A 13,765-nucleotide genomic window follows, 5' to 3' on the forward strand; every position below is an offset into this window, starting at 1 on the left:
AATCAGACAACATGGCCTCTTTCAACGCTACTCAAAAAACAATCTGGCTGGAACCTGGTTGGGCCCTGGTAAGAATCATAACCGGAATATTGATGACCTATCATGGTTGGGAGCTGTTTGATGGGGCAAAAATCAAAGAATATGCTGGCTGGATGCCTTATTTCTCTGCAGAGACAGCTGCCACAATGGCATATCTTGGAAAAGCTTCGGAGTTAATTTCCGGTATCCTGCTAACGATTGGGCTCTTTACCCGACTGGCAGTATGGCCCATGATAGCAACCATGTTGTTTATCGCTTTCATTCTTGGCAATGGTAAGATCTGGTATGGCGATCAACATCCATTCATGTTTGTATTAATCGGATTGCTGTTTTTCTTCAGAGGGGCCGGAAAATACAGCCTGGACCAACATTTTTTCTCCCCTAAACTTTCCATTGTAGTATTAGTTTTCGCTTCGAATGTGTGCTTTGCACAATCAGGCAAATCAGTAGCAACAGCTCAAACAACTTATTGCAATCCCATCAACCTCGATTACGGTTATACCCCGATTCCCAATTTTAGTGAATGGGGCCGGCACCGCGCAACTGCTGACCCGGTGATCGTCACCTATAAAGGAGATTATTACCTGTTCTCCACTAACCAGTGGGGCTATTGGTGGAGTTCCGATATGCTGAACTGGAATTTTATCTCCCGGAAATTTCTCAAGCCCTATCATAAAGTATATGATGAATTATGTGCTCCGGCAGCAGTTGTTGTAGGTGATACCATGCTGGTTTTTGGTTCTACTTATTCCAGCAATTTTCCGCTCTGGATGAGTACCAATCCTAAGGAGAACGAATGGAAGGAAGCATTGGATTCACTCGAGATCGGCGGTTGGGATCCTGCATTTTTCCTCGACGACGATGGCCGCTTTTATATGTACAATGGCAGTAGCAATCGCTATCCTTTGTACGGAATAGAATTAAACCGCAAAACATTCCAGCCAATTGGAACCAGAAAAGAAATGTATTTCCTGGAAGACTGGCGCTATGGCTGGCATCGCTTTGGTGAATACATGGACAATACCTTTTTGGATGGTTTTATTGAAGGTGCCTGGATGACCAAACACAAGGAAAAATATTATCTGCAGTGGGGAGGTCCGGGTACTGAAATGAGTGGCTATGCAGATGGCGTCGTAGTGGGCGATTCTCCCCTCGGCCCCTTTACTGCACAATCCGATCCGGTCAGCTTCAAACCCGGAGGTTTTGCAAGAGGAGCAGGACATGGCGCCACCTACCAGGATCCCTGGAATAATTACTGGCATGTTTCAACGATGGGTATCAATGTGAAAAACACGTTTGAGCGTCGCAATGGTATTTGGCCTGCTGGCTTTGATGATGATGGAATTATGTATGCCAATACTGCTTTTGGAGATTATCCTCATTACCTGCCCAATGGTCCGGCTGATCATCGTAAAAGCCGCTTTACCGGCTGGATGTTGCTCAACTATAAAAAACCGGTTCAGGTTTCGTCTACCCTTGGCAGTTATACCGCCAACAATGCAGTGGATGAATCTATCAAAACCTACTGGAGTGCAGCATCAGGCAATAAAGGCGAATGGTTCCAGACCGACCTGGGCGATATCTCAACAATACATGCCATTCAACTCAACTATGCCGATCAGGATGCGGAATTTCTTGGTAAACAAACCGACATCTATCATCAGTATAAAATTTACCATTCACAGGACGGAAAAAAATGGAACCTGCTCATTGATAAAAGTCAGAACAGAAAAGATGTTCCGCATGATTATATTGAATTAAAAGATCCCATTAAAACCCGTTACCTTAAAATGGAGAATATTCATATGCCTACAGGAAAGTTTGCCTTGTCCGGTTTTAGGGTATTCGGAATGGGAAATGGATCAGGGCCTCCTGCCGTGAAGACTTTTCTGGTACTTAGAACAGAGAAGGATAAACGCAGCGCCTATATCAAATGGTCGCCGGTTGATCAGGCTTATGCATACAATATTTATTATGGAACAGCTCCTGATAAGTTGTACAATTGCATCATGGTGCATGATGTAAACGAGTATTATTTTAAAGGAATGGACAAAGAGAAGGTTTACTATTATATCATCGAAGCGGTGAATGAAAACGGCGTTTCAGATAAAACTCCCGTACAACAGGTAAACTAAATAAACTGGACATGCAAATTCCGTCAAAAAAAATCTTGATAAGTACGCTTTTGATTGCTCTTTTTTCAATGGCAATGTTGCCCGTATTGGCTCAACAAAAGGTGCCATCAGTAGATGATGCGAAAGCTCCCTCCCTTGCGTTTTATCAGGGTAAACCCTTTTATGAGGCGATTCGAAAATTTCAACAGGAAGACAGTATACGAATGCCGGCTTCCAAATCAATTTTGCTGATCGGCAGTTCTTCCTTCACCTATTGGAAAGATGTGGCTACTTATTTTCCTGGTTACCGGATCGTTAATCGCGGCTTTGGAGGATCCTCCCTTCCCGACCTCATAAGATACCAGGATTATATTATCTATCCCTATGATCCGAAACAGATCCTGATCTATTGCGGAGAGAACGATTTTGCTGCAGCAGATACGGTAACTGTTGCAATGGTTGTAAATAGGTTTAAACAATTATTCTGGGATATACGTGTTCGTTTACCTCGTGTTCCTATCAGTTATATTTCAATGAAACCAAGTCCGAGTCGCGCTGCACTACTTCCAAAATTCAAGGAGGCCAATCAGCAAATAAAGGACTTCCTTGCCACACAAAAAGCAACTTCCTACATTGATGTTTACCAGGCAATGCTACAATCGGATGGTCGCCCAATTGGGGAGATCTTTACCAGTGACAGTCTTCATATGAATCCTAAAGGGTATCTGATCTGGCAAAAACAGATCAGGAACCATCTGAAAAAAACAAATTGATCAAAATTGACCACCATGAAATACAATGCACCCTTATTTCGAATCTTGATGATCCTGGCATTCCTGCTACCTGGCACGGTTCATTCTCAAACTGCTGCATCCAAAATGAACCAGTTTGTATCCGGGCTAATGGCTAAAATGACAGTCCAGGAAAAAATCGGACAACTGAATCTGGTTGTTGGAGGTGAAGCAACAACCGGCTCGGTTGTTAGTACGGGTGTTGAAGAAAAAATCAAACAGGGTAAAGTGGGTGGCATCTTTAGTGTTTCCTCTCCACAGCGCATTCGCAGCATCCAGGAATTGGCTGTTCAGCAAAGCCGGCTGAAAATCCCCATCATTTTTGGAATGGATGTAATTCATGGATACCGTACTATTTTCCCTATACCATTGGGATTGGCAGCTTCCTGGGATATGCAACGCATTGAGCAATCAGCCCGGATCGCCGCACAGGAAGCTACGGCAGACGGACTGAACTGGACCTTTTCCCCCATGGTTGATATATCACGTGATCCTCGCTGGGGAAGGATTTCGGAAGGTTCAGGAGAAGATCCCTTTCTCGGTTCAGCCATCGCGGCAGCTATGGTAAAAGGTTACCAGGGCAAGGATTTGTCAGCCGATAATACCCTGCTTGCCTGCGTGAAACATTTTGCCCTTTATGGTGCTGCTGAAGCAGGTCGCGATTATCACTCTGTTGATATGAGCCGCATTAAAATGTTCAATGATTATTTACCGCCTTATAAAGCCGCCATTGATGCTGGTGTTGGTACGGTTATGAGTTCTTTTAATGATGTTGATGGTATTCCCGCCAGTGCGAACAAATGGTTGCTGACTGACCTGTTGCGCAAACAATGGGGTTTCAAAGGAATGGTTGTTTCGGATTACACATCGGTTAATGAAATGATCGACCATGGGCTGGGTGATCTTAAGCAGGTATCTGCTCTGGCTGTTAAAGCCGGACTCGATATGGATATGGTGGGGGAAGGGTTTTTAACTACGCTCGAAGCTTCCTTGAAAGAAGGTAAAATTACAATGGCGGATATTGATCGCGCCTGCAGGATGGTACTGGAAGCCAAGTACAAACTGGGACTCTTTGAAGATCCATTTCGGTATTGCAATGAGCAGAGAGCCGCTTCGGAAATATTTTCAGCAACTCATAGAAAAGTTGCGCGAGAAACAGCTGCTCGTTCTTTCGTCCTGCTGAAGAACCAGGGTGTATTGCCACTTGCAAAAAAGGGCTCCATTGCATTGGTTGGTCCGCTTGCAGATGCAAAAGAAAACATGGTGGGAACCTGGTCGGTTTCAGCAGATGTATCGAAAGCTACTTCACTGTTAACCGGACTTAAAGAAGTTGCTGGCTCAGGAGTGAATGTTCGGTATGCGAAAGGTGCGAATGTTACGGAGGATTCTGCATTGGAAGCACGCACCAGCGTGTTTGGAAAACCCTGGCAGCGGGATCCAAGACATCCGGATACACTGATTGCTGAAGCAGTGCGATTGGCCTTACAGTCAGATATAGTAGTAGCTGCAATGGGAGAGTTGGCCGAATTCACTGGTGAAGCTTCAAGCAGAACCGATCTCAATCTTCCAAACAGCCAGAAAAAACTGCTTGATGCATTGATGGCAACCGGCAAGCCGGTTGTGATGGTACTCTTTTCCGGTCGTCCGCTTACGATTGTGGAAGAGGACAAAAAGCTTCCTGCCATTTTGAATGTGTGGTTTGGTGGTTCGGAAGCAGGATATGCAATCAGTGATGTATTATTTGGCGATGTGAATCCATCTGGCAAACTACCGGTTACCTTTCCACGAAATGTGGGACAAATTCCGATTTACTACAGTTACAAGAATACCGGGCGTCCCTTGGTGGGTGATGAATTCCAGAAGTTCCGTTCCAATTACCTGGATGTTTCCAATACACCACTGTATCCATTTGGTTACGGACTTAGTTATACGAAGTTTGATTACAGTCCGGTTTCACTTAGTAAGGCCTCGCTGAAAGGTGCAGAAAAATTAATTGCCCGGGTAACCGTAACCAATAGTGGAAAATTCGCTGGGGAAGAAGTGGTTCAACTCTATATCCGTGATATTATAGCCAGCAATACCCGTCCGCTCAAGGAACTTAAAGGATTTAAGAAAATCCTGCTGCAGCCGGGCGAATCAAAAGAGGTCAGCTTTGAAATAACAACCGATCTTCTGAAGTTCTACGATCATAACCTTCGTTACAATTGGGAGCCGGGGGAGTTTACTGTATTCATTGGTACCAATTCCCGAGATAACCAGTCGGCCAACTTTACCTGGTCCCGTTGATCCAGCTGATCCCTCCACTCCGCCTTGGCGGATGCCACTTGTCCGGTGCCATCTGCCAAAGCGGAGTAAAATAGTTAGCTTTGACGCATGAACCGTTACAGGCTTTTTTCAGTAGCACCCATTGCGTTGCTGGTCTTCGTCTGCTCCTTTTCACAGCATGGCTCTGATGAAAAGAAGTGGATAGAACTTTTCAATGGCAAGCATATCCGCAACTGGATTGTAAAGGTGAATCATCACGATGTGGGAGTGAATTTTGGAAATACTTTCCGGGTGGAGGATGGTCTTATTAAGGTTCGGTATGATCAGTATGGTGCTTATAATGACCAGTTTGCGCATTTGTATTTCAAACGTCCCTTTTCGCATTATCACTTGCTGGTTGAGTATAGATTTACTGGAAAATTCAAGGAAGATGCACCGGGTTATACCTATCGTAACAGTGGGGTAATGCTGCATTCCCAGGACCCCCGCACTATGTTGAAAGACCAGGATTGGCCCATTTCCATCGAAATGCAATTCCTGGGCGGGTTGGGTGATGGTAAGCCCCGTACTACCGGCAACCTCTGTACGCCCGGCACCAATGTGGTATACGAAGGCAAGCTGGATACCCGGCATTGTATTGACTCCAGGTCGAAAACCTATGATGGAGATCAATGGGTAACTGCGGAAGCTATTGTTTTGGGAGATAGCCTTATTAAACACATCATAAATGGTGATACGGTTCTGCAGTATTCTAAACCGCAAATCGGTGGGGGTGTGGTAAACAATTTTAACCCTGCCATCAAAATTGATGGAACTCCCCTGAAAAAAGGATTTATCGCTCTTCAGTCGGAAGGCCAGGAGATTGATTTTCGTCGCGTTGCGATCCGTATCCTGCGGCGTTGACAGTATCTAAAATCATATGTTGTACCTTTAGGCTATGGAAAAGATAGAAACCATTATCCTGGATTTGGGTGGCGTGTTGTTGAATATCAGCTTTGAAGCCACGGAAAAAGCATTCGAATCCATCGGGCTAACTAATTTTCATCAATATTTTTCACAGTATAAAGCCTCTCCTCTGTTTGAGCAGCTGGAAACAGGGGTAGTGTCGGAGCAGGAATTTTTCACGTATTTCCGGAAAGAAACCGGTCTTGATGTGGATGATGAAATGATTACCACTGCCTGGAATGCCATGTTGCTGGATTTTCCTCCTGAAAGAATTGAATGGCTTCGCAGCCTGGAAAACCGGTACCGGGTATTTTTGTTCAGCAATACGAACAGCATTCACCACGAAGCGTTTCAGTTAAAATTCAGTGCCGAATTTCCAGGCAAACCCTTTGATCTTCATTTCGAAAAAGCCTATTATTCTCATCTCCTTGGGAAACGCAAACCTTATGTGGAAGCCTTTGAGGCACTGATCAGAGATGCGAATATCAATCCGGCAACCGCTATCTTTATCGACGATACCAAAACCAATATCGAGGGCGCTCAAAAGGTAGGTATGAAAGGGATTTTCCTGACAAACGGGGAAACGGTGCTGGATCTGGGGATGTGAAAAGTGAAACGTGAGAAGTGAGACGTCAGACGTGAGATGTCAGATTGGTTCATGAACCAATCTTCCATTCTTCCCTCTTCCATTCCTCCCTCTTCCATTCTTCCCGTCTCCCTTGTCTCCCGTCTCCGGCCTTCTTTGTCCCTCTTCCGTTCCTCCCTCTTCCATTCCTCCTATTCCTTCACCTCCTCAAACTCAATATAGTCTCCTTTGGAAGTGGGTTTTGCAGCATCAGTGCGGGTGTTGGCGGTTGTAGCACGCTGTTGGTTGGCGCCATAGGGTCCATATCCCTGCTGCTCCTGCATGCGGGCAGCCATTTCTTCCTGGGCAGCCTTGAACTGGCGACGCACATTACGGGTAGCCCGGGTAACAGGAATTACAAATCCGAAAATAAACTTATACGCGATGTACGCCAATAACAGTAATAATACAGTTTTTAACATAGCCTGTCAAAGGTACGATCTCAGGCCGTTTTTATTTGTTAATCTTCCCCGGTCAACAGCCTGAACCACACATTTGGATTGTATAGGCCTTTTACCGTACATTTGCATCGGAAAAAGAAACAAAGGAAGGGAACGGAAGCGTTCCCTTCTTCTATTTTCGAAATTCACAAACCAGGCAGCGTGGCAAATGAAACATATATACAGGCGGTTGGGCAATTCATGAATGAATTGCTGGAAGGAGACTCCGACTGTTTTTTGGTGGAGGTTCGAATCAAGCCCACCAACAATTTCAAGGTTTTCCTGGATGCAGATTCAGGAATGTCCATCGCCCGCTGTGTGAATTTTAACCGCGCACTGTATAAGAAAATTGAAGAAGCAGGATGGTTTCCGGAAGGCGATTTCTCCCTGGAGGTTTCCTCCCCCGGATTGGATGAGCCGCTGAAACTCTGGCGCCAGTACAGGAAAAATATCGGCCGGATGGTAGATATTACTTTTCAGGATGGCAGCCAGTTGAATGGTAAACTGCTGGATGTAACCGAAGATGGTTGCGTGGTGGAAGAAACAAAAGGGAAAAACAAAAAAAAGGAAGTGATCACTCACTCCCTCTTATTTGACAATATAAAACAAACCAAAATTCAGGTAGTATTCTAAATAACACTACTATGGCAAGTATCAATTTGATTGAAGCATTCCAGGATTTTAAAGAGGCGGAGAATATCGATCGTCCTACGATGATGAAAGTGGTGGAAGATGTGTTTAAAACCCTTTTGCGAAAAAAATACGGAAGTGATGACAACTTCGATGTAATCGTAAACGCAGAAAAGGGTGATCTTGAAATTTTTCGGAGAAGGACGATCGTAGAAGATGGCGCAGTGGAAGATCCACTGGCTGAAATCGCCTACAGCGATGCCGTAAAGATTGAACCAGATTATGAAGTTGGGGAAGAGCTGTATGAAACAGTCGAAATCCTGGACTTCGGCCGCCGGGCTATCCTGGCCGCCAAACAAACACTTGCCAGCCGGATCAGCGATCTCAAAAAGAACGTCCTGGTTAAAAAATACGGCGACCGTGTTGGAGAGATCATCAATGCGGAAGTTTACCAGGTTTGGAAAAAGGAAATCCTGCTCCTGGATGAGGAAGGAAACGAACTGATCCTGCCTAAAAGCGAGCAAATCCCTCAGGATTATTTCAAAAAAGGGGAGACTATCCGGGCCGTGGTTAAGAAGGTGGAATTAAAAAATAATTCACCCGTAATCATTTTATCACGTACCAGTCCGTCTTTCTTAGCTAAATTGCTTGAAATTGAAGTGCCGGAGATCTTTGATGGTTTGATCGTTATTAAGAAAATCGTCCGTGAACCGGGCGAAAGAGCCAAAGTGGCGGTTGAGTCTTACGATGATCGCATTGACCCGGTGGGTGCCTGCGTAGGTATGAAGGGCAGCCGGATTCACGGAATCGTTCGCGAACTCAAGAATGAGAACATCGATGTGATCAACTACACTACCAACATGCAACTCCTGATCCAGCGGGCATTGACGCCGGCAAAGATCACCAGTATGGAGCTGGACAACGAAAAGCACCATGTGAATGTTTTCCTGAAACCCGACCAGGTATCCCTGGCTATCGGACGTAAGGGTGTTAATATTAAACTGGCTCAGGAACTGACCAGCCTAACCATCGATGTGTTCCGGGATAATGAAGGAGAACCTGAAGAATACGATATTGACCTGGATGAATTCAGCGATGAAATTGAAACTTGGGTTATTGATGAATTAAAACGCATTGGCTGTGATACCGCACGCAGCGTTTTGGACCTGACTGTTGACGAATTAGAGAGAAGAACCGACCTTGAGCGTGAAACGATCGAAGATGTGAAGAAAGTCCTCGAGGCTGAGTTCGAAAAAGAATAAGTTTCGAACAAGAAAAATAAGGTCTGCAGGGGCAGACGCAAAAAGAACGAATGGCAGAAACAACAACACCTAGATTGATGGCCGCCGCCAAGGAATTCAACATCGGCAAGGACACCCTTGTGGATTTCCTGGTGAGCAAAGGATTTGATCGTGATGAACTGAAGCCCACTTCCAAACTCACGGAAGACATGTACAATGCCCTCCAGCGTGAGTTCCAGAGCGATAAAGTGGCAAAGATCAAAAGCGACCAGATCGACCTGCCCAAAGGCAATGTGCAGGAAAAAAAGAAAAAAGAAGAGGAAGAACTCGTTTTTCGTAAGGATTCCAAGAAAACAGAACCTGCAGCAGAAAAGCCTGTTGTAGCTGAACCTGAGCCTGCACCTGAAGTGGCTGCTCCTGCGAAGGAAAAGGTAAAAGAAGAAACTGCTCCGGAACCAGTAGCTGCTCAACCTGAGCCGGTTAGTCCCAAAGAGGAACCTCAGCCTGAAAAGCCTGAGGTTGTGGAAGAAGAGCCTGCAAAGGCAAGCGGTCCGGCTATCGAAGGGCCAAAAATTGTTGACAAGATTGATCTGTCTGCCATTGATTCTTCAACTCGCCCGAAAAAAACAATTAAAAAGCAGGTAGAGAAAGCCCCGGTAGCGGAAAAACCTGCTCCTGAACCGGTTAAAGAACCAGTTAAACCCGAAGCGGTGAAAACAGAGGAACCGGCTGAGGTTAAAAACCCTGAAATTGCTCCAGCAACCCAGGAAGAGGAAAATGAACTGCCACCAGCTATTGAAAATATTCAGGCTGAGCGCCTGACCGGACCGAAGATCCTGGGTAAGATTCAGCTACCCGTGGACAGCGATACCCGTCCAAAAGCAGCTGGTCCTGCTGCTGGTGCAGGTGCGGGTCATGATGAAAAGCGCAAGCGCAAACGCATCCCGATCGATAAAAAAGGAGAAAATATCACCCGTCAGCAGGCCAGTGGTCAGCAGCAGGGTGGTGGTTTCCGTGGCGGCCAGGGTGGTCAACAGGGCGGTAATCGCTTCCAGCGACCCGGCCAGGGCGGCCAACAAGGTGGAAGAGGCGGCCAACAGGGCGGTCGCGGTGGTCAACAACGCAATCAGCCTCGTGAAGTAAAAGAAATCGATCAGAAAGAAATACAGGAAAAAATCCGCCAGACCCAGGCCAAAATGGCCGGAAGCGGTGGTTCCCAGAAAGGCGGTCGCGGTATGAAAACCCGACGTCTCCGTGAAAAACGTGCCGGCATGGCGGAAATGGAAGGTGCAGAATCACAAGACATGACCCTGCAGGTGACTGAGTTCATCAGCGTTAGCGAACTGGCTTCCCTGATGGATGTAAGTTATGCGGAAGTAATTGGAAAATGTATGGGACTGGGTATGATGGTGTCTATCAACCAGCGTCTGGATGCAGAAGTAATTGAACTGGTAGCCAGTGAGTTTGGATATAATGTGGAATTCATCGGCGTGGATGATGCCGATTCCATGGATGAAGAAGAAATTGTAGACGATCCGGAAGATCTGAAACCACGCCCGCCTATTGTTACCATCATGGGTCACGTTGACCATGGTAAAACTTCCTTGCTCGACTATATCCGAAGTGCCAACGTGGTTGGTGGTGAAGCCGGTGGTATCACACAGCACATAGGTGCCTATACGGTGGACCTTCCTAGCCAGAAAAAAATAGCCTTCCTGGATACTCCTGGTCACGAAGCGTTTACAGCAATGCGTGCCCGCGGTGCCAAGGTTACTGATATCGCGGTTATTGTGATTGCTGCTGACGATGCGGTGATGCCTCAGACGAAGGAAGCCATCTCGCACGCACAGGCGGCAGGCGTTCCCATGATTTTCGCGATCAACAAAATTGATAAGGACGGAGCCAATCCGCAGAAAATATATGAGCAACTGGCTGGTATGAATATCCTGGTAGAAGAATGGGGCGGAAAGTTCCAGAGCCAGGAACTCAGTGCGAAAAGCGGTTTGAATGTGGACCTTCTGCTGGAAAAAATCCTGCTGGAAGCGGAATTGCTGGAGCTTAAGGCAAACCCAGACAGGGAAGCAAATGGTAGTGTAATCGAAGCCTCCCTCGATAAGGGTAGAGGTTATGTGGCTACTGTTTTGGTTCAAAACGGAACACTGAAACAGGGGGACCTGGTAGTATCAGGGCAATATTTCGGTCGCATTAAAGCGATGTTCAATGAACGGAACAAGCGACTCGAAGCAGCTCCGCCTTCTACACCGGTTCTTATCCTCGGTTTGAATGGTGCTCCCCAGGCTGGTGAAACCTTCCGCGTATTTGAAGATGAATCAGAAGCAAAAGAAGTGGCCAACCGCAGGGCGCAAATCCTGCGCGAACAGGGTATCCGTACCAAGAAGCATATTACCCTGGATGAAATCGGTCGCCGTCTGGCACTGGGTAACTTTAAGCAGCTCAACCTGATCATCAAAGGTGACGTGGACGGATCTGTGGAAGCACTTTCCGACTCCCTGATCAAATTGAGTACGGAAGAAATCGCAGTGAATGTGGTACATAAAGCAGTAGGTGCGATTACCGAAAGCGATGTATTGCTGGCAACTGCTTCTGATGCGATCCTGATTGGATTTAACGTTCGGGCATCTTCACAGGCAGCTCGATTGGCAGAAAACGAAGGTGTGGAAATCAAAACCTACTCAATCATCTATAACGCGATTGAAGAAATCAAGAGCGCGATGGAGGGTATGTTGGAACCCAAGGTGCAGGAGAAAGAAGTGGCTACGGTGGAAGTGCGCGAAGTATACAAGTTCGACAAGGCTACTGTGGCGGGATGTTTTGTTACCGAAGGGAAGATCAAACGCGACAGCAAAGTGCGTCTCTACCGCGATGGAGTACTTATTTACCCAAGAACGGAAGGTGCATTTGGGGAACTGGGCAGCCTGAAACGCTTTAAAGACGACGTAAAAGAAGTAAACAATAACTACGAGTGTGGTTTAACACTGAAAAACTTCAGCGATGTTCAGGTGGGTGATACCATCGTGGCCATTGAAGAGGAAGAAGTAAAACGCACCCTCTGAGGAAAGTGAGATGTGAGACGTGAGATGTGAGACGAAAACCACTTCTCACGTCTGACGTCTGACGTCTGACGTCTCACGTCTCACGTTTGACGTCTCACTTCCTTGTTTTTTGTTAAAACATGAATCAACTAACACAGGAGCTGCTCTCCTGTGTTAACTTTAATAGGATTATTAAGATTATGCGGATTTTCTGTTCAATACTAGTGGCTATGCTGTTCTTCCAGAACAGCCAGGCGCAGACCCGAAAAGTGGTGGCGGATAAGATTATCGGGGTTGTTGGTGACAAGATCATATTGCAATCGGATATCAAAAACTCCATTTTGGATGCCCAACGCCAGGGGCAGCAGGTTCCGGAGAATGCGGAATGCTTCGTTATGGAACAGGCACTTGCCCAGAAAGCTCTTGTATTACAGGCTGAAAAAGACTCCCTGGTTGTAAGTGAGGAAGAAATTGATGGTATGCTGGATAACCAGGTTCGGCAGTTCATCGCCATGTATGGTTCCAAGGAAGCCCTGGAGCAAATTGCCGGCAGAACCGTTTACCAGATCAAAGAAGATTTTCGCCAGAATTTCCGGGAACGCCGCCTCGCAGAATTGATGCGGAACAAGATTGTCTCCAATATTAAGATTACCCCTACCGAAGTGAAGGAGTATTTTGATAAAATCCCAACCGACAGTCTTATGTTCTACGAAAGTGAACTTGAAATTGGAGAGATTGTTATGTATCCTAAGGCCAGCCGTGATCTGGAACTATATGCCATTGAAGAATTGAATGATTACAAACAACAGGTAGAATCGGGCAAAGCCAAATTTGAAACACTGGCGAGTTTATACACAGATGATCCGGGTAGTAAAAATACCGGTGGGATGTATCAAATCAACCGCACCGAAAGACAGATGGATCCAACTTTCATCAGCAACGCATTTCGCCTGCGGGAAGGACAGATTTCACCGGTTTTTAAAACCAAGTTCGGGTATCATATCATCCAGATGGTGAATCGCGCCGGTGATGATGCAACCGTTCGGCATATCCTTCGGATTCCTGCTATTACGGATACAGAGGTAAATACATCAGTAGAAAAATTGGATTCTGTTCGCAGCGACCTGCTTGCAAATAAATATGATTTTGGAGCTGCCGTTTCCAAATTCAGTGAATCAGAGGAATCAAAATTCACGGGTGGAATGAAACAATGTGGTCAGGGTTCTTATTGTACTATTGATCAGCTGGACAAGGACCTGGTTGTAGCACTGAAGGGATTAAATCCCGGCGATATCAGTAAGCCGCTGGTCTATACAGATGAAAGAGGTAAAAAGGGTGTTCGGTTGATATTTTTGAAAACCCGTACCGAACCACACAGAGAAAACCTGAAAGACGATTATAATAAAGTGGCGGATCGCGCTTTGGAAATTAAGAAGATGGAAACTGTAGACAAATGGTTCAAAAGCAAGATCCCGACTTTTCACCTGGTTATAGATCCTCAATTTTCAAGTTGTAATCAACTTGGAATCTGGATGAACAGCATCACGAAGAACCAGTAATACAATATTCTAATGAAATCAGCGGATGGTCTGCCCTCGGGCAGACCTTTTTTTGTGTAATTT

General features: G+C 45.9%; 11 protein-coding genes. 9 read left to right on the forward strand and 2 right to left on the reverse strand.

Annotated elements, in window-relative coordinates; genetic code table 11:
* The first annotated feature begins 11 nt into the window (after positions 1-11).
* The 5 genes from L0U88_RS19745 (at position 12) to L0U88_RS19765 (ending at position 6,761) form a co-directional block, all read left to right on the forward strand.
* Positions 12-2,174, forward strand: coding sequence for a discoidin domain-containing protein (locus L0U88_RS19745; RefSeq protein ID WP_234868443.1), 2,163 nt, complete (start codon positions 12-14; stop codon positions 2,172-2,174).
* 11 nt (positions 2,175-2,185) lie between these two features.
* Complete coding sequence (locus L0U88_RS19750) at positions 2,186-2,926, forward strand: GDSL-type esterase/lipase family protein (RefSeq protein WP_234868445.1); 741 nt, start codon at positions 2,186-2,188, stop codon at positions 2,924-2,926.
* 15 nt (positions 2,927-2,941) lie between these two features.
* Positions 2,942-5,230, forward strand: coding sequence for a beta-glucosidase BglX (bglX, locus tag L0U88_RS19755; RefSeq protein WP_234868447.1), 2,289 nt, complete (start codon positions 2,942-2,944; stop codon positions 5,228-5,230).
* An 87-nt stretch (positions 5,231-5,317) separates the two neighbouring features.
* A complete protein-coding gene (locus L0U88_RS19760; RefSeq protein ID WP_234868448.1) occupies positions 5,318-6,112 on the forward strand; it encodes a 3-keto-disaccharide hydrolase in 795 nt (264 codons plus the stop codon).
* Positions 6,113-6,146: 34 nt separating this feature from the next.
* Positions 6,147-6,761 (forward strand): HAD family hydrolase, encoded by a 615-nt coding sequence (locus L0U88_RS19765; protein WP_234868450.1) that lies wholly within the window; start codon positions 6,147-6,149, stop codon positions 6,759-6,761.
* Between the two features lie 39 nt (positions 6,762-6,800).
* On the opposite strand, the gene L0U88_RS20970 is transcribed toward L0U88_RS19765, so the two are convergent.
* Complete coding sequence (locus L0U88_RS20970) at positions 6,801-6,926, reverse strand: hypothetical protein (protein ID WP_255723239.1); 126 nt, start codon at positions 6,924-6,926, stop codon at positions 6,801-6,803.
* A 5-nt stretch (positions 6,927-6,931) separates the two neighbouring features.
* Positions 6,932-7,201 (reverse strand): hypothetical protein, encoded by a 270-nt coding sequence (locus L0U88_RS19770; RefSeq protein WP_234868452.1) that lies wholly within the window; start codon positions 7,199-7,201, stop codon positions 6,932-6,934.
* 180 nt (positions 7,202-7,381) lie between these two features.
* On the opposite strand from L0U88_RS19770, the gene L0U88_RS19775 reads away from it, so the two are divergent.
* The 4 genes from L0U88_RS19775 to L0U88_RS19790 all read left to right on the forward strand — a co-directional run bounded on the left by L0U88_RS19775 (position 7,382) and on the right by L0U88_RS19790 (position 13,702).
* Positions 7,382-7,852 (forward strand): LSm family protein, encoded by a 471-nt coding sequence (locus tag L0U88_RS19775; protein ID WP_234868454.1) that lies wholly within the window; start codon positions 7,382-7,384, stop codon positions 7,850-7,852.
* Positions 7,853-7,863: 11 nt separating this feature from the next.
* Positions 7,864-9,111: a transcription termination factor NusA gene (gene nusA / locus L0U88_RS19780; protein ID WP_234868456.1), complete on the forward strand. Its 1,248-nt coding sequence runs from the start codon at positions 7,864-7,866 to the stop codon at positions 9,109-9,111.
* 50 nt (positions 9,112-9,161) lie between these two features.
* Positions 9,162-12,164 carry a translation initiation factor IF-2 gene (gene infB, locus L0U88_RS19785; RefSeq protein WP_234868458.1) on the forward strand — a complete coding sequence of 1,001 codons (3,003 nt, stop codon included), beginning with the start codon at positions 9,162-9,164 and terminating at the stop codon, positions 12,162-12,164.
* Between the two features lie 209 nt (positions 12,165-12,373).
* Positions 12,374-13,702, forward strand: coding sequence for a peptidylprolyl isomerase (locus tag L0U88_RS19790; RefSeq protein ID WP_234868460.1), 1,329 nt, complete (start codon positions 12,374-12,376; stop codon positions 13,700-13,702).
* The last annotated feature ends 63 nt before the right edge of the window (positions 13,703-13,765 follow it).

It is taken from the genome of Flavihumibacter fluminis (assembly GCF_021491375.1).
GTDB classification, from domain to species: Bacteria; Bacteroidota; Bacteroidia; order Chitinophagales; family Chitinophagaceae; genus Flavihumibacter; species Flavihumibacter fluminis.

What these genes read in the sequence shown, in the direction of transcription:
- L0U88_RS19745 (WP_234868443.1), top strand. Translation starts at nt 12, where the DNA reads ATGGCCTCTTTCAACGCTACTCAAAAAACAATCTGGCTGGAACCTGGT.
- L0U88_RS19750 (WP_234868445.1), top strand. Translation starts at nt 2,186, where the DNA reads ATGCAAATTCCGTCAAAAAAAATCTTGATAAGTACGCTTTTGATTGCT.
- bglX (WP_234868447.1), top strand. Translation starts at nt 2,942, where the DNA reads ATGAAATACAATGCACCCTTATTTCGAATCTTGATGATCCTGGCATTC.
- L0U88_RS19760 (WP_234868448.1), top strand. Translation starts at nt 5,318, where the DNA reads ATGAACCGTTACAGGCTTTTTTCAGTAGCACCCATTGCGTTGCTGGTC.
- L0U88_RS19765 (WP_234868450.1), top strand. Translation starts at nt 6,147, where the DNA reads ATGGAAAAGATAGAAACCATTATCCTGGATTTGGGTGGCGTGTTGTTG.
- L0U88_RS20970 (WP_255723239.1), bottom strand. Translation starts at nt 6,926, where the DNA reads ATGGAAGAGGGAGGAACGGAAGAGGGACAAAGAAGGCCGGAGACGGGA.
- L0U88_RS19770 (WP_234868452.1), bottom strand. Translation starts at nt 7,201, where the DNA reads ATGTTAAAAACTGTATTATTACTGTTATTGGCGTACATCGCGTATAAG.
- nusA (WP_234868456.1), top strand. Translation starts at nt 7,864, where the DNA reads ATGGCAAGTATCAATTTGATTGAAGCATTCCAGGATTTTAAAGAGGCG.
- infB (WP_234868458.1), top strand. Translation starts at nt 9,162, where the DNA reads ATGGCAGAAACAACAACACCTAGATTGATGGCCGCCGCCAAGGAATTC.
- L0U88_RS19790 (WP_234868460.1), top strand. Translation starts at nt 12,374, where the DNA reads ATGCTGTTCTTCCAGAACAGCCAGGCGCAGACCCGAAAAGTGGTGGCG.